Below are 24,947 nucleotides of genomic sequence, written 5' to 3'. Positions count from 1 at the left end.
CTTTCCACGGAGCGCAACATGTCGCCATCGGTATCACGAAGGGATTTTCTGAAAAGCGGCGCTACAGCGGCGGCATTGCTCGCGACAGGTCCAACGTCGCTCCAGTCCTGGTCGCGTCCGGACGAGCCGCGACGCATCCGGGTTGCGCTCTTCCTCGACACTACCTTTCCTTCCATCGACGTCGAAGCGCCCGACGGTGAAGCCCTCCGCTCGGCTCTGTCTCCGTTCGACCTGCGCGTCATCACCAGCGTGGATCCCTCAGCGCTGCCCGATCCCGGTGACATCGATGTGCTGGTCACTCCCTACGGCAGCGCCTTTCCCGAAGAAGCGGCGGAACTGCTTCTCGGTTATCTGTATCAGGGCGGCTGCTGGGTCAATCTCGGTGGTACACCGCTCGCCGTGCCCGTTCGTTGGGACGGGAAGAAATGGCAGCCGGCGCAGCGGCGCACTGTATGGCACAGACGCCTGGGCATTACGCAAAGCATGGAGGTACCCGCAAACACGGTGGACCGTCTCCAGGGTAATCCCGCTTTCGATGGCATGGACGCGGTGGCCGGCGCGATGCGTCCCGCATTGTCGCGTTCGTTCTCCCTTCGTCTGACAGCAACAAAGCATTTTTCCAACGAAGACGGCAGCGACGGAACCCGCGATGCCGAAGTACATCCGCTGGTCACCGGTTTCGACGGCAACATGATCCCGGTATCGGCACCCGTCGTGCTGATTGACCGACTTCATGGCGCCATGGCAGGCAGCAGACAGATTTTCTTCACCGGCAATACCGCCCTGCCGGGTGAAGCCGTACGCGAGCTCGTGTCCGTCGCCGCCTGCGGCGCCGCGCGTCTTTCGGTACACCCTGTTCACGCGCGCATCGATACGGGAGAGCGCATCGAAGCGCTGCTGCGTCTCCGCCGTCCCCTCCGTGCGGGCAGCGCTCCGTGCACGGTGGAACTGCTGCAAGACGGCACCCCTCTTGAACGGGTGGACGTGGATCTCCGCGTGTCGCCCGCTCTGCCCGATGCGCAGCAGCGCGTTGTGTTCCGGCATGCCGGCGCAAAACAGGGCTTGTTCGAGATGCGCGCGACCTGGTCGTTTCCCTGCGCCGGCGGAGCGCTCGCCACCACGAGCGCTCACACGGGCGTCGTCGTTGCCGATCCGAAGGATTTCGTCGTCGGGAAGCGCATCGCTGCAAATGGCAACGAGTTGACGCTGGACGGCAAACCCTTTACTGCGGCAGGCACCTCGTACATGGCGGGCGACGTACAGCGAAGCTTCCTGCTCGAACCGAATCCCCTGCAATGGGACGAGGACCTGCGCGCGATGAAAGATGCGGGCGTCAACATCATCCGCACCGGCATTTGGACCGGCTGGAAGCGCATGATGCTGCAGCCGGGCATGGTGGACGAGTCCGTACTTCGCGCGGCGGAGGCCTTTCTGCTCACCGCCGCGCGACATGATATTCCGGTGATCTTTACCTTTTTTGCTTTCCTCCCCGAGGCATGGGGCGGACTGAATCCCTATCTCGATCCGCGCGCGGTGGACGCGCAGCGGGCTTTCATTGCCGCCTTCGTCGGGCGTTGCAATTCGATGCCCGGCGTGATTTGGGATTTGATCAACGAGCCGTCGTTCTGCTCCCCCGCGCAGCTATGGAAATGCAGACCGAATTACGACGACTTCGAGAAACAGGCGTGGCAGGAATGGCTGCATGCACGCTACGGCGACGGCAGCGGTGCGGAGTATCAGCGCAAGCTCGGCGATCTCTGGCGCAGCGACACGTCCGAATACGGTGCCCTGCCTCCGCTCAGCGCTTTCGACGACGCGCATCTGTTCCACGAACGCGGACAATTGAAGGTGCTCGATTATCGGCTTTTCGCGCAGGACGCGTTCAACGGCTGGGTGCGGCGTATGCGCGACGCTATTCGCGAAGCGGGAGGCGCCGCACAACTCGTGACGGTCGGTCAGGACGAGGGTGGAACGATGGACCGGCCCAATCCGCAGTTTCACGTCGGCGAGGTGGACCTCAGCAGCGTCCACTCGTGGTGGTTCAATGACGATCTGCTCTGGGATTCCGTCGTGACACGAGCGCCGGGCAAGCCCCACCTCGTGCAGGAAACCGGCGTGATGATGTACGAGCAGGAAGACGGCTCCGCGTGGCGCAGCGAAACCGACGCCGCGGCGCTGCTGAGGCGCAAGCTCGTGATCGCGCTCACGGCGGGCAGCGTGGGCTATGTGCAATGGCTCTGGCACAGCAATCCCTGGATGGCCTCAGATAACGAGGCGGCTATCGGCGCGCTGCGCAGCGACGGGAGCGCGAAGCCGGAGTATTTCGAGCTTCGCGAAATCGGTCATTTTGTGAAGCGACACCAATCCCTGTTCACAAGGCGAAAGGAGGAAGACGTTGTGCTCATCCTCCCTCATTCGCAGCAGTTCTCGGCGCGGTCTTTCGCCGTGGAAGCCACACGCGCGTGCGTCCGCGCCATGGCGTACGGATGCCGCATGCCGCTGCGGGCGGTAAGCGAGTACACTTTGAATGAAACCGCTCTGGCCGGGGCGGAGCTGCTCGTGCTTCCTTCCGCCGGGAAGCTCAACGAAGTCGCCTGGCAGAAGGTGCTGACGGCGGTTCGCGCGGGCGCCACCCTGCTGGTCACCGGCGTGATAGACCGCGACGAGCATCAGCGCGAGCAGCTACGCAGTGCGCAGTGGAAGCTCTCGGCGAGGCAGCGCCCGGTGCATCAGAGTGAAATTCTGGAAATTGACGGAGATCCTGTCCCCGTCGCTTTCCGCGGAGAAAAAATTCAGCGCATCCTTACCGCGGAAGTCGAAGGCGAACGGTACGCTGTGCTGCATCGAAGCAAACTGGGGAAGGGTGAGCTCTTGTGGTGTCCCCTCCCGGTGGAGATCGGCGACACTCCCGTGGCCGTGACAGCGCTCTACCGTGAAGCGCTGCGTCTCGCCCGTCTTCGCCCTCCGGTGCAGCTCGATCCCGATACGCCGGACGTCCTGGTCACCGTATCCGAATACGCCAACGCCACACTCCTGGGCGTGATCAACGAGGGCTCCGACATGAAGGAATTCGAACTGCGCTTCCGCGGCGGCTCCGCCATCGACGTGGAAATCGCCGCCGGACAGTCGCAGTTACTGCTGCTGGATGGGAGGGGAAGGCGAGTCGAGATGGAATGAGAAGTGATGTGCGAAGGGTGAAACGGTGATAGGATAGTGTGATGGTGAAAAGGTGAAAAGGGAAAAAGGTGAAAAGGTAAGAGACTGTACGACTTTACCATATCTTGTATCGGGAGAAAAATAAATCGTATCGGGATGATATTCCCCTTTTTTCCTTTTTCACCTTTTCGCCTCCCCCACCTTTTTACCTTTTTTCCTTTTCACTTTTTTACCATCCTTCAATTTTTCACCTTTTCACGATCCTAGACTCCAACCTCCCACGGCACCGACAGCCCCAGACGACGCAGTTTTTCCTCCAGTTCCTCCCGTTCCATGTTGCGCTTGATTTCCTCGCCGCGCGGGGGGAGGAGTTCCTCGGCTATGGCGAGATCGATGGCGCGTTCGCTGTCCCCTGCTGAGATGGCCGCGATGATGTCGTTGTCGATGCGTGTGAGTTCCAGCGCGTTGACGCGATAGTCGAGAAAGGCCTCCCAAGCCAGCGGACACCATTTACTCACAATTTCATGCCCGATGATGCGCGAGTATTCGCGGATCTCGAATTGCGCATGCGCATCCATACGGAGATGCAGGAAATGCAGCAGGTTGTGCAAATCCACTTTCCAGTACGCTTCAGTGTAGGTGGCGAGCGGAAGATCCTTGCGCGCCTGTTCGCGGGCGATGCCGGCCTCGATGCGCTGATTGTAGATGTTCCGCGCAAGGTCGTGCAGTTCGCTTTCCTGCCGGGTGAATTCACCGCCAAGCGCTTCGTCGGCAAAGCCCTCGCTCCCCTGCCGGTTACTTACCGCCTGCAAGCGCCACTCGTCAGCACGCGTGCGCTGCGCCGCGTCGATGGCGATGGAGTAGCGCGTGGAGTACTCGTTCACATTGGCCGTGCGGTGACGGATCCACTGCCGCCAGGTGTCCATCGGCACGCGCACATGCAGTTTGATTTCGCACATCTCGAAGGGCGTGGTGTGGTGATGCCGCAGAAGATAGCGGATAAGCCCGCGATCCTGCCGCACCTGCCGCGTGCCCTTGCCATAGGACACCCGCGCCGCCTGCACGATGGAGGAATCCGTGCCCATATAGTCCACGACCCGCACAAAGCCGTCGTCGAGTACTTTGAAGGGTTGGCCGAGAATGGCGTCGAGTTCGGGCACGCCGGGCCGGTCGAGAAGTTCGAACTGTTCAGTCATGTGTATGAAGTGATGTCGTGATACACGGAAACTCTTAAGATACGGAAGGCCTGCGGATAGTGAAAACCGCCCGCGAGTTTCGGCGGTCCCTGAGCGAAGTCGAAGGGGCACCTTTGCGTTTCATTCTTCCTGCGCCACAGGGGGAAATCAACGCAGCGACGCCAAGGCGCCAGGACGCATAGATGTCTTTCTTCACAACCCTCCGCAGACCCGACGGCCTCGCAGCACTTCGCCGTTCGAAACGCAAATTACTCCGCGCCATCAGCCCTTTAATATTCTCCTCTGCGCCTCTGCGTCACTCCTCCCCCACCACTCCTCTGCGTCTCTGCATCTTTGCGCCTTTGCGTTTCATTCTTCCTGCGCCAAAGGGGAATGAAACGCAAAGACGCCAAGGCGCCAAGACGCAAAGAACACACTCGTCGCCAATATCATCGCGGTTTCGGGAAGAGGTCGCTAAGCGCTCTGCGCTCTGCGCCCCGCCGCCCTTACGCCCGGAAATCGCGGGTTGGGAGCCCCGGCGCTTGAACCACAGCAGCGGGGTCGCTGGTTTGCGTCTCATAAAACACTGGAGATTGACGAAAAACATGACGCACTGAATACAAGTGACGTGCAATGCAATGCGGCAACTATCGCACATACAGCGCCCCGGCGTTCACACCGGGGCGCTCGACTATTCGACACTCAAGCGCACTATCGCTACCGAACGAGCAGCATGCTTCGCGATTGCGTCGTGCCTTCGAAAACGAGGCGACAGATGTACGTCCCGGAGGGAAGATTTGCCGCATCGAAATACTCACCGTACCGCCCTGAAGATCGCACTTCGTTGACCAGAAGTGCGACTTCACGCCCCAGCACGTCATGCACGCTCATACGAACGTGTCCGTCGTGACCCAGGGAGAACGGGATCACGGTTCCGGGATTGAAAGGGTTAGGATGATTACGATGCAGTGTGAAATCGCCGGGTAACTGAGATGGAGCAGACTCGCCCGAAGCCAACTTCGGAATATATTGATCTTCCATCCACACTTTCGCATTGGACACTTCCGCCCCCGCCGGCAATGCACCATCAATGCCGAGCGAAATATACACCGGGATTGCGGGAATCTGAGGAAGCGGGCGCGACCAGTTGGTCCACATCGCTGTATCCGCAGGAAGGTTACGCAACGGTATTGAGAAGCTGTGCAGCAGTGACCGATCGGAAGCCCTGCGAAGCTGCACAGCGATAGAAACGCCTGAGGGCATGGCCTGCGCATTGCTGCAGTAGACGATACTGTGATAGTCAATTCTGCTGCCGTTCGAGACGGTAAACGGCTCGGTGTACAGGATTTCGTGCGCATCGCCATCAACACCGATCACCAGTGAATCCGGCAGAGCATGCCAACCGATGGTCTGAGTGACGTTGTTGCCCTGCCGCAAGTTCAGATCGGTCACACCCAACAGCGCCATTTCATCGCCAAAGCGCACGCGAAGATCTCGAATCAATCGGAGATTCGGGGTCGCTTGTTTGCTCAGATGCGTGTTCGATGTGCGCAGCGCGTGCATAAATGGTCCGGTTTGGAACGGTGCGCTGAACGTCTCTCGAAGCATGCCGTTCGGCGCATACGGCACAACACTCGGGAAGCACTCTCCACTGGTGAATTGATCGTGCTCGCTATACTGGCAATCAATGACGCCGATGCGTATTCCGCCACCCCAATTCCGGTGAAAGGCGAGTCGCAGACCGGGTTCGGGTGCCTGGCCACAGTGGGTGTTCGTTTCGTGCGCGCCGAGCGATGGAGAAATGGGTTCCCCATATCCCGTCATCGCGAAATACGGTATTTGATGCAAGGTGGTGTTCCAAGTCCCGGACGTATTATCATAGGTCCGAATGTTGACCCACCTGTCGGAATAGATGATTCCAGGAACTTTCACTTCATAAGCGACAACCGCCTTCATTTCATGATTGTGTGTGATCGACGGCGCAAACACCACGGAATCGGTTGCGAAGCTTGCATCCGGTAACAACGTGGTATTGGTGTACGAGTAGAATTTGTTTCTATCGCAGGTGCCACCGCCAACATGGATCTCCGCGCATTTGAGCACAGTACCTTCGCGCCAGCACGCGGTAAATTCCGTTTGCATGTCGTCACAGGTTACCGATGGCGAGACAGGAGGAGCGCTCCCCGTCTGGGGCAGTTCGCTTTCGACCTGATCATCCTTCCATAGCGCCTGATATCGGAAGTGCATGACGCAGTATCGGATGCGATCATGATCATCCCAAAGGGTTACCACGATATCGCCTTCTCCGCTGTAGCATGTGCCGCCACTCGCGATGACCGGTGTTGTCGTCGCGCCGTTGTTCATGTATTCAGCATGGAAGAAGTACTCCGTCCACACTCCGTTGTATTTACGCTTCAGCTTGACGTTATCGCCCTCCATGTAGGTGATGTAGATACTGCTGTCGGAAACCGCGATCGACGGGTTCGATGCGTTGTGGGTGTAGGCGCTGATCAATTCTTCCCGCGTCGACCAGGTGACACCGTCTTCCGACTGCACGTACCAAATTTCTCCGGCGCTCTCGTACACAAGATGATACCCTCCGCGGGGGTCAATGTCGATCTTGCGTTGATTGGCGGATCGTGTTGGTTGCGACTCCTTATCGGAAAGCATGTGTGCTTTGTAGACGCCGTAGAAGTCCATGGTGTTGTCTTCATCTTTGTACTCCAGCCGATATTCTCGGAACGGATCATCACCGGGCGCGGGATTGTGTACTTCGATTCCGCCCGCCGGTGTTACGTGCGATCCCTTCCCGGTGAGGATTTCATCCATGCTGATCAGATCGCCCTCCTCGAGTGCCGCGTCGTTTTTCCGACTGTAACTGTCACTTCCCGGGTCGTACTCGTAGTATCGCCAGTACTGACTGCCGTAACATCTTGAATCGGCATGTCCGATGTTGAGAAACACCCCCCAGGACTGATCGTCGGTCCAGGGTGCATACGGTGTGACCTGATCCAGATACGTGTCAAGAATCGTTTGAGCGGCGGGGACGCCCGCGTTCAAGGTCTGCGCGACTCTCCATGCATCCCTGAACGCGATGGACAGCCCGTCGTAGTCATGGTGGATCTCGCGTCTTGCTTTGTGGCGGGCGGGATACGTCTCTTTGGCCATCGCCTTAAAATCCCGTTGGACGGCGTCATACGGAGGTGTTTGATATATCACCTTGGATCTATCCGGCACGTTGTCCCAAGTCTGAAACTTGAATCTGCGCGGGAGGGAGGGATCTTCAAATTTGGAGTGCCAGGTTTCGGCGATATGCTCGTAATTGACCCTCCAGTTGCGGGTGACGTACGGGGGCTCAAAGGAGGGAAGTGCCGAGTAGAGAGCGACAGAGCCACTGAAGATGTTGATATCTCCGCGTACCAGACTGCCTGCCTCCAGATCGTAGTCCTCAATGTTGTTCACGACGTTTGTGATCTTTACGGTGAACGAGTCCTGGTAATGTATCGTGAGCTGTATCGCGACGCTGTCGAAATTGAAGAAGTGGTCATGGAGGACTTCCTCGTGGGGGAGAGCGAAGGCCAGGGTCAGATGCCCGTCCACGACGGCGTCACTCACGTAATCCCGAAAATTGCCGGTGAAGTCGGTATATTCGACAAGTCCGGCACTGCCGTCGACACTCAGCAGCGGAGGTCCTGTCATCCCGCTTAACACGGCATTGCGATCCAGGAGATGCGACAGGGTGGAAAAACCCCAGATGTCCATTGAAAGATCGGGCAGGTTGTTGCCGAAGTACTCCATCCTGAGCGTCGCCCCAACCACATCGTTGGGATACATCGTTGAATCATGCGGAATAAGCCAGTCCACGATGAAGCGTGCCTCTATGTGGGTCCCGCCCCCGGCGTCGTCTATCAGGAGAGAGAAAGGCGCGTACGGTGGTCCGGACCCTTTCCGCTTAACCCAGAATTCGCAGCCTCCGTCAATAAGAATTTGCCAGCCGTGGTTGATAATGTGTGGTCCGTAAGTGACCTTTTGAGCGTGTGAAGAAGAAGGTGCGGTCAGCGCAAGGAGCGCCAATAGCAACAAGAGTTTGCGTTTCATGATCATTCTCCTTTCAGGTGCAAAATTAAAGGGTGTTTCAAGGTGATTTGTTCGTCATCGTCCCATGTTCTACCTTTAGCGGTAGACAAAGGAACACCGGCCAGGCAATATGCCCGGTAATTTCACGTTGTGCTTTTGTTGTTGAGTATCCGCGAGTTGCCCCTCGCGGATACGTTTTTCAGCCTGGTTTCATGCTATTACCCTCAGGTTCTGGTACAAATATTTCTTTCTTATAACTTGTCTCCTGTCAAGCGCTAACGATGCGCAGAGGACTCATCGCTTTCCATGCAGAATGATGGCGGTCCCTCCCTCGGCGCTGTGTCCGCAAATCCATACTTCGTTTACCGTCCTCGTAACACCGACTAATACGGCATTACCCGTACCTGGAATTCTCGACCAACTCCTCCAGGTCTTGCCATTGTAATGTCGTATCGTCGTGAAGTAACCGCAGCTCATTATGTCAAACCGGCTGACCCCTGCCATATCGAATCCGTAGCCTCCGGATCCGGGAGCCCGAAGATTGTTCCATTTCTCTCCATTCCAGTGATACACACGCCCTCCGTCGGTGTAGACATTGTTCAGATGATCGAACCAGACAGCCTGCACGCCCTGGGGAACAGAATCCTGACGCCAGAAACGCACGGTCTCGCCGATGACGTGATAAAACGCTGTCCAACCTGTACTGCCATACTGTGTCGCGGCAAGCAGCAGGGTATCCCCGTTCCCGTGCATGCCGCAGATATCCCACTCGTCGGGGATATCGTTTTTGATGCGTTTCCAGCGCTTCCCGTCATAACGCACGAGTTCACCGTCTGTGCCGCCCATCCAGATATTGTCCGGACCATCCGACCAGCACTCCATGAGAAAACAATTCATCTGATACATTAGACTTGCATCCGTGGTAAATCTGCGGCCATCCCAGTGGATAAAAATGGAACCCGTGTTGAACCATACATTATCCGGGCGGTCACCGTACACGGTTGTCAGCTCATGTGGACTTGGCTGTCCCGTGCTTCCCGGGATTGAATCGAGAACCTGCTCCATACGCCATTCCACTCCATCCCATCGGATGGCGTTGTACAGCAGCCGCTCACCCTGCGGCCCGCGGCGTATGAACCATCCGACCGCCCAGATACATGTGTCATTGATATAGCAAATATCGTGCAAGATTCCGTTGTTATTGTCCGATGGGATCAATGTATAATCCCAGACAAAATCATGCGATGTGGTGTCGGGCCGGACCGGGGGCACATCAACGATATCGTCCTCGCAGGACCCGGCGCAAAAGAAGAGGGCTCCGCTAATGACAAGTACGTATGCAAGTCTCATGTCTCACTCCGTCGTATTTCGATATTCTACTATCTTGATGTTCATGCCGGGATCAGGATTGCCACTGAGCGTGCGTCTTTTACGACGAACTCATCGCTTGCCATGTATCATGATCGCCTTTCCACCATTGGCGCCGCTTCCGCATATCCAGGCTTCGTTCTCTGTCCTGGTAATAGCGTACAGGTAGGGTGTACCGATACCCGGAAATTTCCACCAGCTTCTCCAGGTCTTGCCGTTAAAGTGGCGTATTGTACCTGATCCCCCACAACTAAGAATGTCAAAGCGACTTCTCGCAGCTATGTCGAATCCATAGCCCCCCCACGGAGCGTGAAGATTGATCCATTTCTCTCCATTCCAGTGATACACACGCCCTCCGTCGGTGTAGACATTGTTCAAATGATCGAACCAGACGGCCTGGACGCCCTGGGGAACAGAATCCTGACGCCAGAAACGCACGGTCTCGCCGATGACGTGATAAAACGCTGTCCAACCTGTACTGCCATACTGTGTCGCAGCAAGCAGCAGGGTATCCCCGTTCCCGTGCATGCCGCAAATATCCCACTCGTCGGGGATATCGTTTTTGATGCGCTTCCAACGCTTTCCGTCATAACGCACGAGTTCACCGTCTGTGCCGCCCATCCAGATATTGTCCGGACCATCAGCCCAACACTCGGTGAGAAAACAATCCAACTCATACATAAGACCAGCATCCGTGGTAAATCTGCGGCCATCCCAGTGGATAAAAATGGAACCCGTGTTGAACCATACATTGTCCGGACGATCACCGTACACCGTTGACAGCTCACTGAGACTTTGCTCTGCAGATGAGCCCGGGATTGAATCGAGAACCTGCTCCATGCGCCATTCCACTCCATCCCATCGGATGGCGTTGTACAGCAGCCGCTCACCCTGCGGGCCGCGGCAGATAAACCATCCCACCGCCCAGATACACGTATCATTGATATAGCAGATATCTTTCAATCTACCGGTCTCGGCTGCTTCGAAGATGATCAAGTCCCAGGTGAAATCATGCGATGTGGTGTCGGGCCGGACCGGGGCACATCAACGATATCGTCCTCGCAGGACCCGGCGCAAAAGAAGAGTGCTCCGCTAATGACAAGTACGTATGCAAGTCTCATGTCTCACTCCGTCGTATTTCGATTTTCTACTATCTTGAAGTTCTTGCCTGGATCAGGATTGCCACTGCATGTGCGTCTTTTACGACGAACTCATCGTTTTCCATGTATCATGATCGCCTTTCCGCCATTGGCGCCGCTTCCTCATATCCAGGCTTCGTTCTCTGTCCTGGCAATTGCGACCAGGCGTGGTGTTCCGGTTCCCGGAAATTTCCACCAGCTCCGCCAGGTCTTGCCGTTAAAGTGGTGTATCGACGGAAAGGCACTGCGCTTCAGAATGTCGCAATAATACATCGCGTACATATCGCATCCGAAGTTGCTTGATGCCTGATCGCGGAGAGTGCTCGCCTCTCGTATTGCTTCCAGGGTAATACAGTCCTCTGTGGGTATCGATTTGATCCGAACGCGAAATCCTCTCTCCATTCCCCGATGGCGGCGGCGGTACCTGCGCGAACACCGTCGAAGCTGTGGATGCGAGCAGCATAAAGATGAGCGTGAAGATCAGAAATGCGGAGTGAAAATCGAAGCGGGATAGTCCGCCACGAGACGTCGCGGCGGGAGCAGCGTCAGGCGTGCTGCACGGTGGATTCAGGCAGGGCTCCGATGCAAAAATCATGCCAGCCCTTGCGGCCTTGCGGCCTTGCGACCTGCGTTACCTCGGGTTCGTTGAACGTCATAAGGTTCTCCTCAGGTGAGTGGTACTGAAATTGGTTTGAAAGGAGAAATGTGAATCCCGTCTCCGCCATGAAGCGACGGAATACCAGGAAGAGGTAACGGGTGAGAAGGGAAAAGCCGCAGAGGCGTCGCGTCGATGATGGCGCGGGATCTCTGGCACGAAGGAAAGGAGAGCACACACGGGCGAATGATCTGATACCCTGGCGTAAGGAGGCACAATGCGGATTGGAGGCGAGACGCAACCCGGACGTTTATCGGACAATGCAATCCCTTTGCGTATTCTCCCCGCCCGACATCGATTTCCAAAGAAGCGCTCGAAACCACTCATTCCACTATCCGAGAGAAGGTGGTACATCCTCACCGCGGCAAAGTACCAAGGCTGCACAATAATATGCAATATAAATCGGTATTTTCTTTCTGTAGTGTTTGCGTACACCTCGCACGCCTCTCTGTTTCCCCTCCGGGGCACAGGGAATGCCATCGCCAAGACGTAAAGACACCCGTCGCCGACATCATCGCGGCTTCGAGAAACTGTTACAATCCCCCTCTGCGCCTTTGCTATTCATTCTTCCTGCGCCTCAGGGGAAATCAACGCAAAGACGCCAAGGCGCCAGGACGCAAAGAACACACTCGTCGCCAATATCATCGCGGTTTCGGGAAGAGGTCGCTAAGCGCTCTGCGCTCTGCGCTCTGCGCCCCGCCGTCCTTACGCCCGGAAATCGCGGGTTGGGAGCCCCGGCGCTTGAACCACAGCAGCGGGGTCGCTACCTTGCCTTTCACGGAAACATTTCGCGATGTACGAGTTACGAATTACGAATTACGATTGCACCAGAACAGATAAAACGCACGCTTTTCACCTTTTCCCCTTTTCACCTTTTCACCTTTTCACCTTTTCACCCTTTCACCCTTTCACCTTTTCCCCTTTTCACCTTTTTTTTTTACGACTCTTTACTCTTTACTCTTCACTCTTTACTCTCCCTCGCAACCATGCCCCCTCCCCTCTCGAAAGTCCTCGTCATACGTCTCAGCTCCATCGGCGACATTGTTCTGACTTCGCCGTTTCTGCGCGTGTTCAAGGCGCGGTATCCGGAGACGGAGCTGCATTTCGTCGTGCGGAAAGAATATGCGGATCTCGTGCGGTGGAATCCGAACATCGACAAGCTGATCACGGTGGATGTGGCGCACGGCAGAAAAGCGCTGGAAACACTCAACCTGGCTCTCGGCGCCGAGGGCTATGACGCAGTGTTCGACTTGCATCACCATCTGCGGACGCGCATCATCCGGAACGGTGTGAGCAGGAATATTCACCACGTGGACAAGCGGGCTCTGCGGCGCCTGCTGCTGGTGAGCACGCACCTGAATTGGTACGGTGCGGTCATGCCCGTGCCTGAACGCTATATCGAAACGGCCTCGCGCTACGGCGTCGCGCCGGATGAGCGGGGCTGCGAGCTGTTCTATCCGGACGAGCTTCGGGAGGACACGCTCGTCCGGCTGTGCGCCCGGGGGTGGGACGCTCAGACCCGGATCATCGGACTGTGCCCCGGCTCCCGCCATTTCACCAAGCGCTGGCCTCTGGCGAAGTACCTGCGCCTCACCACACTGCTGCTCGAACGTGGTTTCGCGGTTGCGGTTCTCGGATCTGCCGAGGACGCGGAAGCCGGTCAGGCGCTGCAAGCGGTTGATCCTTCCCGCGTCTTCTCGTTTTGCGGTACCACAACGCTGATAGAGACGGCGGCGCTGCTTGAACGTTGCGCCGTTGTCGCAGCAAACGACAGCGGACTGATGCACATGGCGACGGCAGTGCGGCGGCCGGTAACGGCGATATTTGGAAGCACTGTTCGGGAGTTTGGTTTTTATCCCTATAACAGCCGCGCTTCGGTAATCGAGGTTGCCGGATTGTCGTGCCGGCCGTGTACGTTCATCGGACGGCGTTCCTGTCCGAAGGGACACTTCCGCTGCATGGAGAATATTTCCGTGGAGAGGGTGCTGGAAGCGGTGATGGAGATGGCTGAGTGAATGGACGAGAGCCGGATTGCGGGGGGATGTGATCGGTATCCGGGAGGGAGGGCGGAGGTGTGGCGTCTGGGAAGGAGATTTTGGGCGGGAATGGCCGGGGCGGGAGTTCCGGGGCAACTTCTTTCGATTCATGAATCGAAATTTTATACTCAATAAACCAGACCACCCACTCCGATATGTCCTCCGAGCTGTATTCGCCCTCCCCGGACCCTCCCCGCCAGTCAATCTCACCCTCAGCTACACAAAAAACGACCCTTCAGCACTCAGATAATAACGCTCCGCATCCCCGCACAGGCCTGCCCGCCCCGGTGATATCTCCCTTCCGCGCCCGTCGGCGCGCATAAAATGCACTCAGCAGTCAGTCGGCACGGGAAAAACGATGCGCCCCGGCCCGATCCCGATGATCAACGGCTCCGGAGTGCGACCTCCATGCGCACCCGTCACTTCATTCCGTCCGTCGCCCGACAACGCAGCATGAGCGGACTCCGGCCGCAGAAGCGAACTGTTCAAAAACAGCGCCCTTCCCAACAACATGGTATCGAACGGCAATCCGGGTGCTTCAAGCGTCGCAGCTACTGTCGGTCCGCCACTGTACAGTGCCCCGAAAGCCGCATCCACGGAGTTTCCAAGTGCCGAGATCACAGCGCTACAAAGTGTTCTGGCGCGCTTGCCGTCGGCAGCGGGATTCCGTGAACACCGCACCAGAGTGAAACCCGCTCGTAAACGCGCGATGGTATCGTTGATCTCGGCTTTGTCCTTCAAAACACGATCCTTGAAACCCAGGGCCCAGAAATGCGTCCCGCTCCTCTTGCGCCTTCTGTTGATGCCGCGTCCACTGTTCATCTTCAGATACCCGGCGAACGACGATATCGTCATCGTGCGACGATAATGCCAGCGCTCGTCTTTCGAAGCGAAGCACTTCATTAACGGCTTCCGCCATTTCAAAATGCTTACCACCAACTCAATACTTGTCGGTCGAATGTCCATGGCGTCGAGACGCAGGCAGGAAAAAATCTGCAATGCGAGGCCGAGAACACTCAGGAAAATCTCTCCGTACGCATTGAGTGTCATTACCCCCTTCTTCATGCTGCCAAAGGTCGACGCGTGAGCACCGACTTCGAAAACCAGGTGATAGGTCCCGGGCCGAGAGTAATCGTGACCGGGAAGTCGTTTTTCATTGAATTGTCCTGTGTCGTTCATGCTTTGCTCCCATTATGAACATGATCAGGAATATGGAAACAACAATGTACCCTTCGCGCAAACCGGGGGAAAGGCAGATTTTCAGTTCCTTTCACTTTCAGCTGAGACCTACCGCCCTCCGTCCCGCTCTACCCGACAGCAAGCGCTCGGAAGGGATGCCCGAACGCGATTGCGCAGTGACATCGCTGCAACAGCTCGCTGTACCGTGAGGTCGCACTACCCACCCACGATCAAAACGGTTTTCCTGCTGCGTTCGTCTGAAGATGTTCAGCAACGTGCCGGGCAGGGACGAGTGCGCATACGGTCAACCCGCTTCTCAGGCGTCGGGTGCGTCCGAACGAACATGGGTCACCAGCGCTGGAGAGCATAAGGAGTAAAATCGTGTACTTGCATACGGCGTCCGATTTTCACCCCTGCCGGTTTTTTACTACCTTGCCTTTCCATAGTGTTCGTTGCAGAATCCGACATCGTCCGAGCATAGACGATAGAGCACCTCAATTCACTGTTACTGGAGAGAGTTCATGAAAATCAGCAAGGAAGATGCGCTCGAATATCACAGCATGGGGCGCAAGGGAAAGATCGAGGTCGTCACCACAAAACCATGCGTGACGCAACGCGATCTTTCGCTGGCCTACACGCCCGGCGTGGCCGAACCCTGCCGTGAAATCGAGAAAGATGAATCCAAAGTATTCGAGTACACCGCGAAAGGGAATCTCGTCGCCGTGATTTCCAACGGCACGGCCGTCCTCGGTCTCGGCGACATCGGCGCCGCCGCCGGCAAGCCGGTAATGGAGGGGAAAGGTGTGCTCTTTAAAACCTTCGCCGATATCGATGTTTTCGACATCGAACTGAACAGCAAGGACATCAACGAGGTCATTCGTGTCTGTCAGGTTCTCGAACCGACCTTCGGCGGCATCAACCTCGAAGACATCAAGGGCCCGGACTGCTTCTACATCGAAGAGGAGTTGAAGCGCACAATGAAAATACCCGTCTTCCACGATGATCAGCACGGAACCGCCATTATCAGCGGCGCCGCGCTCATCAACGCGTGCGAGCTCGTCGGTAAAAAACTGGAAGACATCAAGGTGGTCTATAACGGCGCCGGCGCCTCCGGCATCGCCTGCGCGAAATTCCATATCAGTCTCGGCGTGAAAAAGGAAAACGTCATTATGTGCGATACCGCCGGTGTGATCTACAAAGGCCGTACGGAGCATATGAATGAATTCAAGGAGGACATGGCCGCCGATACCTCCGCGCGAACGCTCGAGGATGCCTTTGTCGGTGCCGACGTCTTCCTCGGCCTCTCCAAGGGCGGCGTCGTGAATCAGGATATGGTACGCAGCATGGCCCCGAATCCCGTCATCTTCGCAATGGCAAATCCCGATCCGGAAATCACGTATGAGGATGCCACCGCAGCGCGGGGCGACGTAATCATGGCCACCGGACGTTCGGACTATCCGAATCAGGTCAATAATGTCCTGGGCTTCCCCTTCATTTTCCGCGGCGCTTTGGACGTGCAGGCAACGGCGATCAACGAAGCCATGAAACAGGCGGCCTCCTACGCTCTGGCGGCTCTCGCCAAAGAGGAAGTGCCTGACGCCGTGAAACGGGCCTATGGTGTGAAGGAAATGTCCTTCGGCCCCACCTACATCATCCCCAAACCCTTCGACCCCCGCGTACTGACCTGGGTGGCGCCCGCCGTAGCGAAAGCCGCGATGGAAACCGGGGTGGCGACAAAGCCGATCGCGAATTTCGAGGAGTACAAACTCAACCTCGACATACGCATGGGACGGACCCAGGCGATCATGGCGCCCATGTACAGGAAGGCGGCCGCGACGCCGAAGCGCATCGTCCTCGCTGAAGGCGAAGAAGCACGAGTCATCAAAGCCGCACAAATCGCGGTCGAAGAAGGCATCGCTCTGCCGGTATTGCTTGGCCGGGAAGAACGGATCCGCGCCGTGGCAGAAGAACACAGCATCGATCTCGAAGGAGTCGAGATGATCAATCCGCAATCCTGCGAAAAAACCGATTTCTATATCCAGGAATATCATCGTCTCCGTCACCGCAAGGGCATCACCGCGTACTATGCCCGTCAGCGCATCAAGTACCTGAACAATTATTTCGCCGCGATGATGGTGTATCAGGGTGATGCCGATGGCATGATTTCCGGCTATACTTCCCATTATCCGGACACCATCCGTCCCGCACTCGAAATCATCGGGCGCGACAAGCGCTACAATAAGGTTTCTGGCCTGTATATCATGGCCATGAAAAACCAGACCTATTTCCTCGCCGATACCACGGTCAATATCAATCCCAATGCCGAAGAACTTGCCGACATCACTCTCCAGGCGGCGGAACTCGCAAAGAAGTTCGACGTCGCTCCGCGCGTGGCGATGCTCTCCTACAGCAACTTCGGCAGCAACGCCGAGGAAGACTCACCCCGTAAGGTTCGGCGGGCGCTGGAAATCGTGCAGGAACGTGCACCTGATCTGATGGTGGATGGCGAGATGCAGGCCGACACCGCCGTCGTGCCCGATATCATCAATGATATTTTCCCCTTCAGCAAACTGAAAGGCGGAGCCAATGTGCTGATATTCCCGGATCTCAACTCCGGTAACATCGCATACAAGCTGCTCGCACGTATCGGCGGTGGACATCCGATCGGACCGATCCTCAATGGCATGTGCAAATCGGTGCACGTCCTCCAGCGCGGTTCCGACGTCAAGGAAATAGTGGACATGATCGCTATCGCCGTGGTGGACGCCGCGAGCAACAGGACCGCAGAATGCTGATCACAACCATCTGCGCTTGAAAACCTACGCCCCGGCTCTCGCCGGGGTTTTTTTATCAAGTCAGAATGATTGACGAAACACCTTCGACAAAACATGCTCACTCTTTCTGGCCGATGGGCCGTTCGTTCCAAGAAAAAACAAAAAGGAGAATTATAACGTTATTCCCTCTTCCCTCTTCACGCCTCACTCCTCACCCTTCACCCTTCACTCTTCACCCTTCACCCTTCACCCTTCATCCCCCCACTTCATGAATCACGACGATTTGCGTATTTTATTCGAATCGTATACGTAATCATTCGGTCTTACACGGAATATGAACAACAACATTTTCGGCTACACTCTGGCGGAACTCGAAGAGGCCAGTACCCAAGCCGGACTGCCGCGCTATCGCGCGGAGCAACTCTTTTATTGGCTCTACAACCGCAGGGTCGATGATTTCTCCGAATTCCACAATGTTCCCAGACTGATACGAGAAAGCCTTTCCGAGAAGTACATCATCCGCAAGCCGCTTGTCCGAAAGGAACAGACAAGTGCGGACGGTACGCAAAAATTCCTGTTCGGCCTTGAAGACGGTCGCGCTGTCGAGACCGTTCTCATCCCTGCCGAAAGCGATGATCGGGATCAGCCGCGCCGCCTCACCATCTGCGTTTCGACACAGGTGGGTTGTCCGCTCGATTGCCGTTTCTGCGCTACGGCATCCATGAAGCTCAAACGCAATCTGACGACCGGCGAAATCGTCGGTCAATACATGGCGGTACAGAAACGCACGGATGCACGCATCACCAATCTGGTTTTTATGGGTATGGGCGAACCGATGCTGAACATGGATAACGTCATGCGTGCGGTCGGCATCATCACCCATGAAAAAACCGGCGGAATCGCCGCAAGTCGTATCACCCTCTCCACGGCAGGGATGGTGGAAGGCATACGACGCATGGCCGATGAAGGCTGGAAAATTAAACTCGCTCTTTCCCTCCACGCCACCACGGATGATCTGCGTCTGCAACTGATGCCGATAAACAAGAAATACCCGCTCGCGGTGGTGATGGACGCGATAGAGTATTACTATCGCAAAACCCGCATGCGTGTCACCTATGAGTATATCCTCTTCAACGGACTGAATGACGGTGTGGAAGATGCCCGTCGTCTGGTGAAAATTGCCCGGAGGGTTCCTCCAAAGGTGAACATCATACCATTCCACCCCGCCGACGTCTCATCGGATACCGACGCCGCTACAACTCTCGAAGCGACGCCACGCTGGCGCATCGAGGAATTCGCGGATGCATTACGCGCCTCGAATATCACCGTGATGCTTCGATCCAGCTCGGGATTGGACATCGATGCCGCCTGCGGACAACTTGCCCTGCGTGAGCCTGCGTCTCTGCAACATCCCTCGTGAAAGCGTATCTGCTCATGCCCGAAGTTCGCATTCAGCCGACAGACGAGACTCAATCAGCAAAGCAACGGCATCGCGTCCAGTGAGATCAGTGTCCGCTTTCTCCGGTCCGCAGTGCGGGATTCGGCTTCTTTTTCCTGCATCAGCCCTGTTTGCGCGGACAAAGATTGGTTCGTCCTGAAAAAATCTTTACATTCCCGATACGCATACTCCGTTTTGCTCAATCAACAGCCGCCGTGCTACTATCCACCCAACTGAGGACTTTATGCGTTTGCTGATCTTTGGTCCCCCGGGAGCCGGGAAAGGGACCCAGGCGCAGTTCATTTCAGAGCGATATCATATTCCGCACATTTCCACCGGAGACCTGTTCCGCGAACACATTCGTGGAGGTACGCCTCTCGGTATTGCCGCCAAACAGGCATCGGAATCGGGCGAACTCGTATCGGATGCCGTCACCAATGCCATGGTGCGGGAACGTCTGTTTCAACCGGACACAGCCGGCGGCTTCCTGCTCGATGGCTTTCCACGTACACCCGATCAGGCCGAGGCTCTTGAGGAGATGCTCATCGAACATGGAGGACCCATCATCGCCGTCCTGCGTCTGAAGGTGCCCGACGATGAAATCATCGGCCGCCTCATGTACCGCGGCCGCAGCGACGATTCCGAAGACACGGTGCGAAAGCGCCTTCGAATTTACCACGAAACGACCGAACCTATTGCGGGATACTACCGCGCAAAAGGGCTGCTGGTGGACATCGTGGGTGTCGGCTCCATCGAGGAAATCACGAATCGTATCGCCGCTGAGATTGAAGCCAGAAAGAAAGGCTGAAATGCGACACATTTCCATCGGTTTTTGCCTGTGCGTATTCGTAACGTTGACCTCAACCTCTGTCCAGGCACAATCTCTGCCGAGCCTCGTCGAACAATTGGGCATCAAGGAACTCGCCCGCGACTACTTGCGCCCGGCTGTTGATGCGGTCGGCTACACTATCAATAGCGCGCTCTCGCACACGGCGAAAATCGACAGCGGACTGACCCTGCGGCTCGGCGGAAGCTTCATCAACACATACATACCGGAGGAACAGCGCGAGTTCATGGCCAAATTGCCAGCCGAACTTACGCAGCTCGGCTTCCCGGGTACCATTACCACTGCGACTATCGCGGGCGGCAAAGGCGCGGTGCTCCGCTCCTCCGATCCAAACGTCCCGCAGGAAATCGTGCTTCCGGACGGTGCGGATTTCTCCAATGTCTTCTTTGTCATGCCCCAACTCAGCATCGGCTCCGTACTCGGAACCGAGTTGCTCTTTCGCGGGCTACCACCTGTTACCTACACGACCGAGCTAGGAAAGGTGAGCTTTTACGGAATCGGGATAAAACATGCACCGACCTACTTCGCGGAACTGCCTTTCGACCTGGCCTTTATCGCGGCCTACCATCAGTTCCAACTGGGTGACATGGTTGACGGCACCTCCATGGCGGGTATGGCACAGATCAGCGTCGATGCCGAAGCCGTGACCATCTACGGTGGGCTCGGTTACGAAGCGTATCAAATCAACGTCGGCTACGAATATGTGTCCACCGATCCTCTCGTACCCTCCGGACGCATCGATCTTGATTTCCGACGGAGAAACCTTCGCTTCAGCCTCGGTGCGGCCATGACGCTGTTCGATTTCGTCCTGGTTGCCGCCGACTACAGCTTCGGTGAACAGGATAATCTCAGTCTTACCGCCGCACTCCAATTCTAGAAAAAGGTATAGCATGCGACGCAGTGTGATTTTCGCCGCCATGTTCAGTATACTCCTGCCCGCTCTCGCATCGGGACAGGTACAGATCGATACGAAGGCTCTCCTCGAGGATTACTCACGGGAACTCTTCGGAGCCAACGCCACAGGATTCATGAGTCCGCTTGTCATCGTGTCCAATGTCGGTGCCAACGACGCCTTCTACAACCGCGCATACGTGCCGAGGGAAAACAAACTGTACATTGATGTCTCCGTCAGGAGTATGCTGGCGTTCGTACTCGAGTCGGAGCGTACCTTTACCGCCGTATTGCCGCTGGACGAGAAGCCGAATCCGCACCCCATTCTTTCTCCGGAATGGATGCGGGTGTTTCAGCTCAACTATTTCAAGGAACAGCTCCGCGGGGCCGTCGCGGCGGGCGAGCTCGAAACGCGCGTTACGACAGCGACGGTATTCGGCGGCGCCGGAAGTGGATTTACCATTCCCAAGGATTATATCCGTGAAAACGTTGCCGGCATCGACAGCGCCACGCTCGCCCGTCTGCCAAGCCAGCTTGCGTTGACGCCGGGCACGAACCAGGATATGGTCGTCGCAGCCGTCCCGCAAATCACGATCGGAGCATTGTTCAACAGCGAGATGCTCGTCCGTTACATCCCGCCTGTGGTCTTCGACGCGAACATCGGGAAATTTTCGTTCTTCGGGATTGCGCTGAAGCATGCGTTCACCAACTGGTACGAGAATCCCTGGTGCGACGCTGCCGTACAAATCGGCTTCCAGCATAGCACGATCACGAATGAAGTGGGAATCACCAGGGCTAAGCTCGAAGCCGCGACGGATTTGTTTGCGCTCAATGTCCACGCCAGCAAGCGCTTCGCATGGATCGAGCCCTACGTCGGCTTTTCGTTCGAAACGCTCAGCTCCGAAGGCAGCTACACCTTCACGCTCCCGGCAAATATCAAGGAAGAAATCGGTTACGATATCGATCCGCAGACAGTGCCGGTGTCCCTCAGCGACCAGGCAATCAAAGGGACGCTCGGCATCACCGCACATCTCGGACCGATGCAGGCCTTCGCCGGTATGGGAATCGCCAAGCATCTCATCTTCAGCGGCGGCATCGCCTGGAGATGGGACAGCGGAATAACCATTTACGATTGACGACGTACGATTTTACGATTTACGACGTATCCGCCTCCGGAGGAACGATTTACGATTGACGATCCGCCTCTTTGGAGGGACAGCGAAGATTCGTGCTGCCGGTTCCCGGCATTCCCGACCCCGGACGACCGATGCCATCTGTCTGCTACTATCCAGCTATTTCGCTACACTCCATCCGATTCCCGCTTCTCTCCGCCGCAGGTGGATAAATCGTAAATCGAAAGTCGTCAATCCGATCATTCCGGTCCCGAAAATACTGCCTTGATCTTCGCCGTACTGCGTTGTACTTTTTTATTCTATGCAATTTCAACTCATAAGAATCGCAGTATTCAATGTCTGAAAACAAAGGCGTCATCCTCTGGGTGGACGACGAGGTTGAACTCCTCCGTCCGCATATCATGCACCTCGAAAGCAAGGGATATACCCTCCACAGCGTCACCAATGGGGAGGACGCCATTGATTTCGTGCGAGGCAATACCGTGCACCTTGTCCTTCTCGACGAATCCATGCCCGGCATGGGCGGCCTGGAGACGCTCTCACGTATCAAGGAGTTGCGTCCCTCCCTGCCTGTCGTGATGGTCACAAAAAACGAGGAGGAAGCCCTTATGGAGGAGGCCATCGGTGAAAAAATCAGCGACTACCTCACCAAGCCGGTCAATCCAAGCCAGATTCTTCTCGTAGCGAAAAAAATGCTGCAAGGCAGCAGCATCGTGCGGAATAAAACCTCGCAGGATTATATCCAGGAGTTCAACGCCGTATCCCTCAAGCTCTTAGGCCCCCTCGACATGGAGGACTGGATCGACGTCTATCGCAAACTCGTCGAATGGGAATTGGAACTCGATCAGCATCCGGAACTGGGCTTGCATGAAACCATGGCCAATCAACGAAAAGAATGCAATCAGGAGTTCTGCAAGTTTGTCGAGAAGAACTATACGCGCTGGATCGAAAGTGGTGACGTGACGCTCTCGCCGGGGGTTGTGGACAAATTTCTGCTACCCCGGCTCAACAGCAAGGGACCGGTGTTTTTCTTTGTGATCGATTGCATGCGCTACGACCAATGGCTGGTCATGGAAAAGCACTTGCAGGATCTGTTCAGCATCGAAAAGGATTTTTACCTGAGCATTCTCCCCACCGCGACGCCCTACGCGCGGAACGCCATTTTCAGCGGCTACTACCCGAGCGAGATCGAGCGCGTCTTTCCCGACCTCTGGTCTACCGGCGACGACGACGATTACTCCATGAACAAGTACGAAAAGGAATTTCTGGAGAAGCTGCTCGAACGCAGGCGCATCAAGCTCCGTAACGACCTCAAGTACATTAAAATCATCGACCCCGAATACGGGAAGCAGATGGTGAGCAACATCTCCTCTTTCGTCAAGAATCATCTGACGGCCATCGTCGTGAACTTTGTGGATATGCTCGCGCACAGCCGTTCCGACTACCCGATTCTGAAGGAAATCGCGCCTGATGAGAGCGCCTACCGCTCGCTCACCAATACCTGGTTCACCCATTCGTCGCTCTATGCCATGTTCCGGCAGATCGCCCGTACACCCAACGCGACCATCGTCGTGACAACCGATCACGGGAGTGTCCGCTGTCTGCGCGGCAGCAAGGTGCTTGGCGACCGTGAAACCTCGACGAATTTGCGCTACAAATACGGACGCAACGTCAAGGCCGATCCCAAACACGCCTTGCACATCACCAACGCGGACCTGTATCGATTGCCGAAACGCGGCATGCTCATCAATTACGTGATCGCCAAGGAAGACTATTACTTCGTCTACCCCACGGATTACAACAAATACCTGACCTACTACAGGGACAGCTTCCAGCATGGGGGTATGTCGCTGGAGGAACTCATTCTCCCCGTCATCACCATGACTTCCCGCGCATGAGCATATTCCCGTGGGATATCGTCACGGAAAGCGAAGCCGCTACGCGTATTGTGGGAGCGCAGCTCGCCGCTGCGGTGAGCGGGAGCGCTCTCGTGACGATTTCCGGCGACCTTGGCAGCGGAAAAACAGCACTGGTGCGCGGCATGTGTGAACATGAGCAGTGCGCTGAGCAGGTGAGCAGTCCCACTTTCACCATCATCAATGAGTACGAAGGGATCCGCAGGGTCTATCACATCGATCTGTACCGATTATCCTCGATGCAGGAGATGCTCGACATCGGCCTCGACGAGGTGTTTCGTGCCGATGGACTCGTGATCGTGGAATGGGCTGAGCGCGCGTTGCCCATCCTCCCGGCGCAGCGTATCGAGATTGCCGCGCGTCATGGTGCTTCAGAACACCTCCGTGTGTTCAATATGCGTGAATACCGTGAGGGGCTCGACAGCATTTTATCCCCTCCGGTCGAATTATTCACGAGGCAGACATGATACTCGGCCTGGAAACAGCAACCTCCGTTTTGGGCATAGCGCTTACTTCGGAAGGACGTATCCTCGCTTCGGTCATGATGGCGCGAAAGCATGTACACGACGATTTGCTTGTCCCGCTGTGCGCCGAGATCGTGGAACATGCGGGCCTGACGATGCAAAACCTGCGCGCCGTGGCGGTCAGTGCCGGCCCGGGGTCGTATACCGGGCTGCGCATCGGGATGGGCGCGGCGAAAGGTCTGTGTCTGGCACTCAATATTCCCTTGATCAGCGTCCCGACCTGCGATGCCGCGGCGGAATCGCTTGCCCGCTATCTCGCATCTGACAGTATTCGAATAGCGGTTTGTCTCGACGCAAAAAATGACGAAGTGTACTTCTCGACGTATGTGACCCGCGATGGCGAGGCATGCAATCAGCATCCTGTGACCATTCTGCCTGCCGCCCGGGCCGCCGAGCTGCTCGAAGCAGATACCCGCGTCATAGGGGACGGAGCTGACCTCGTCGCCAGACATTGCCGCGAATCCCTCGGTGTCATCACAGACCCCGCGCTTGTCTTTCGCGGCGAGAGTATCGCGCTTTTGGGTGAGAAAATGGCCGCTTTGGAAAAATTCTCTGACATCGCGACCTGCGAACCCTTATATTTACGGGAATTCATCGCGAAACTCCCGCGTAATCCGCTGGCGACATAGCACGCTTCCA

15 protein-coding genes are annotated in these 24,947 nt (G+C 56.4%); 10 read left to right on the top strand and 5 right to left on the bottom strand.

Annotated elements, in window-relative coordinates; genetic code table 11:
- Positions 1–18: 18 nt before the first annotated feature.
- Positions 19–3,177, top strand: coding sequence for a cellulase family glycosylhydrolase (locus M5R41_19710; protein MCZ7558620.1), 3,159 nt, complete (start codon positions 19–21; stop codon positions 3,175–3,177).
- Positions 3,178–3,419: 242 nt separating this feature from the next.
- On the opposite strand, the gene thyX is transcribed toward M5R41_19710, so the two are convergent.
- The 4 genes from thyX to M5R41_19690 form a co-directional block, all read right to left on the bottom strand.
- Positions 3,420–4,352: an FAD-dependent thymidylate synthase gene (gene thyX, locus M5R41_19705; GenBank protein ID MCZ7558619.1), complete on the bottom strand. Its 933-nt coding sequence runs from the start codon at positions 4,350–4,352 to the stop codon at positions 3,420–3,422.
- Between the two features lie 696 nt (positions 4,353–5,048).
- A complete protein-coding gene (locus M5R41_19700; protein MCZ7558618.1) occupies positions 5,049–8,429 on the bottom strand; it encodes a T9SS type A sorting domain-containing protein in 3,381 nt (1,126 codons plus the stop codon).
- A 273-nt stretch (positions 8,430–8,702) separates the two neighbouring features.
- Positions 8,703–9,758 carry a hypothetical protein gene (locus tag M5R41_19695; GenBank protein MCZ7558617.1) on the bottom strand — a complete coding sequence of 352 codons (1,056 nt, stop codon included), beginning with the start codon at positions 9,756–9,758 and terminating at the stop codon, positions 8,703–8,705.
- A gap of 90 nt (positions 9,759–9,848) precedes the next feature.
- Positions 9,849–10,772, bottom strand: a complete 924-nt coding sequence (locus M5R41_19690) for a hypothetical protein (GenBank protein MCZ7558616.1) — start codon at positions 10,770–10,772, stop codon at positions 9,849–9,851.
- Positions 10,773–12,556: 1,784 nt separating this feature from the next.
- Here M5R41_19690 and waaF point away from each other — a divergent pair.
- Positions 12,557–13,585 (top strand): lipopolysaccharide heptosyltransferase II, encoded by a 1,029-nt coding sequence (waaF, locus tag M5R41_19685; GenBank protein MCZ7558615.1) that lies wholly within the window; start codon positions 12,557–12,559, stop codon positions 13,583–13,585.
- Positions 13,586–13,936: 351 nt separating this feature from the next.
- Here the strand turns inward: waaF and M5R41_19680 are convergent, their stop codons facing one another.
- Complete coding sequence (locus tag M5R41_19680; protein ID MCZ7558614.1) at positions 13,937–14,785, bottom strand: hypothetical protein; 849 nt, start codon at positions 14,783–14,785, stop codon at positions 13,937–13,939.
- A gap of 521 nt (positions 14,786–15,306) precedes the next feature.
- Here M5R41_19680 and M5R41_19675 point away from each other — a divergent pair.
- The 8 genes from M5R41_19675 (at position 15,307) to tsaB (ending at position 24,937) form a co-directional block, all read left to right on the top strand.
- Positions 15,307–17,580 (top strand): NADP-dependent malic enzyme, encoded by a 2,274-nt coding sequence (locus M5R41_19675; GenBank protein ID MCZ7558613.1) that lies wholly within the window; start codon positions 15,307–15,309, stop codon positions 17,578–17,580.
- A gap of 313 nt (positions 17,581–17,893) precedes the next feature.
- Positions 17,894–18,979, top strand: a complete 1,086-nt coding sequence (rlmN, locus tag M5R41_19670) for a 23S rRNA (adenine(2503)-C(2))-methyltransferase RlmN (GenBank protein MCZ7558612.1) — start codon at positions 17,894–17,896, stop codon at positions 18,977–18,979.
- 262 nt (positions 18,980–19,241) lie between these two features.
- Entirely contained in the window at positions 19,242–19,805 is a 564-nt protein-coding gene (locus M5R41_19665) for an adenylate kinase (protein ID MCZ7558611.1), read from the top strand.
- 1 nt (position 19,806) lies between these two features.
- Complete coding sequence (locus M5R41_19660; protein ID MCZ7558610.1) at positions 19,807–20,721, top strand: hypothetical protein; 915 nt, start codon at positions 19,807–19,809, stop codon at positions 20,719–20,721.
- 13 nt (positions 20,722–20,734) lie between these two features.
- Positions 20,735–21,871 (top strand): hypothetical protein, encoded by a 1,137-nt coding sequence (locus M5R41_19655; protein MCZ7558609.1) that lies wholly within the window; start codon positions 20,735–20,737, stop codon positions 21,869–21,871.
- A 332-nt stretch (positions 21,872–22,203) separates the two neighbouring features.
- Entirely contained in the window at positions 22,204–23,766 is a 1,563-nt protein-coding gene (locus M5R41_19650) for a PglZ domain-containing protein (GenBank protein ID MCZ7558608.1), read from the top strand.
- Positions 23,763–24,251, top strand: a complete 489-nt coding sequence (gene tsaE, locus M5R41_19645) for a tRNA (adenosine(37)-N6)-threonylcarbamoyltransferase complex ATPase subunit type 1 TsaE (protein ID MCZ7558607.1) — start codon at positions 23,763–23,765, stop codon at positions 24,249–24,251. The genes M5R41_19650 and tsaE overlap by 4 nt, the downstream gene beginning before the upstream one ends.
- Positions 24,248–24,937, top strand: a complete 690-nt coding sequence (tsaB, locus tag M5R41_19640; protein ID MCZ7558606.1) for a tRNA (adenosine(37)-N6)-threonylcarbamoyltransferase complex dimerization subunit type 1 TsaB — start codon at positions 24,248–24,250, stop codon at positions 24,935–24,937. The genes tsaE and tsaB overlap by 4 nt, the downstream gene beginning before the upstream one ends.
- The last annotated feature ends 10 nt before the right edge of the window (positions 24,938–24,947 follow it).

It is taken from the genome of Bacteroidia bacterium (assembly GCA_027493955.1).
Taxonomy (GTDB): Bacteria; Bacteroidota; Ignavibacteria; order SZUA-365; family SZUA-365; genus JAOSJT01.
The sequence above is the reverse complement of the archived record's forward strand: the minus strand, read 5'-3'. Positions and strand labels throughout refer to the sequence as shown.

Coding starts and splice junctions, on each gene's coding strand:
- waaF (MCZ7558615.1), top strand. CDS start 12,557: ATGCCCCCTCCCCTCTCGAAAGTCCTCGTCATACGTCTCAGCTCCATC.
- M5R41_19710 (MCZ7558620.1), top strand. CDS start 19: ATGTCGCCATCGGTATCACGAAGGGATTTTCTGAAAAGCGGCGCTACA.
- M5R41_19695 (MCZ7558617.1), bottom strand. CDS start 9,758: ATGAGACTTGCATACGTACTTGTCATTAGCGGAGCCCTCTTCTTTTGC.
- rlmN (MCZ7558612.1), top strand. CDS start 17,894: ATGAACAACAACATTTTCGGCTACACTCTGGCGGAACTCGAAGAGGCC.
- tsaE (MCZ7558607.1), top strand. CDS start 23,763: ATGAGCATATTCCCGTGGGATATCGTCACGGAAAGCGAAGCCGCTACG.
- M5R41_19680 (MCZ7558614.1), bottom strand. CDS start 14,785: ATGAACGACACAGGACAATTCAATGAAAAACGACTTCCCGGTCACGAT.
- tsaB (MCZ7558606.1), top strand. CDS start 24,248: ATGATACTCGGCCTGGAAACAGCAACCTCCGTTTTGGGCATAGCGCTT.
- M5R41_19655 (MCZ7558609.1), top strand. CDS start 20,735: ATGCGACGCAGTGTGATTTTCGCCGCCATGTTCAGTATACTCCTGCCC.
- M5R41_19665 (MCZ7558611.1), top strand. CDS start 19,242: ATGCGTTTGCTGATCTTTGGTCCCCCGGGAGCCGGGAAAGGGACCCAG.
- M5R41_19700 (MCZ7558618.1), bottom strand. CDS start 8,429: ATGAAACGCAAACTCTTGTTGCTATTGGCGCTCCTTGCGCTGACCGCA.
- M5R41_19660 (MCZ7558610.1), top strand. CDS start 19,807: ATGCGACACATTTCCATCGGTTTTTGCCTGTGCGTATTCGTAACGTTG.
- thyX (MCZ7558619.1), bottom strand. CDS start 4,352: ATGACTGAACAGTTCGAACTTCTCGACCGGCCCGGCGTGCCCGAACTC.
- M5R41_19675 (MCZ7558613.1), top strand. CDS start 15,307: ATGAAAATCAGCAAGGAAGATGCGCTCGAATATCACAGCATGGGGCGC.
- M5R41_19650 (MCZ7558608.1), top strand. CDS start 22,204: ATGTCTGAAAACAAAGGCGTCATCCTCTGGGTGGACGACGAGGTTGAA.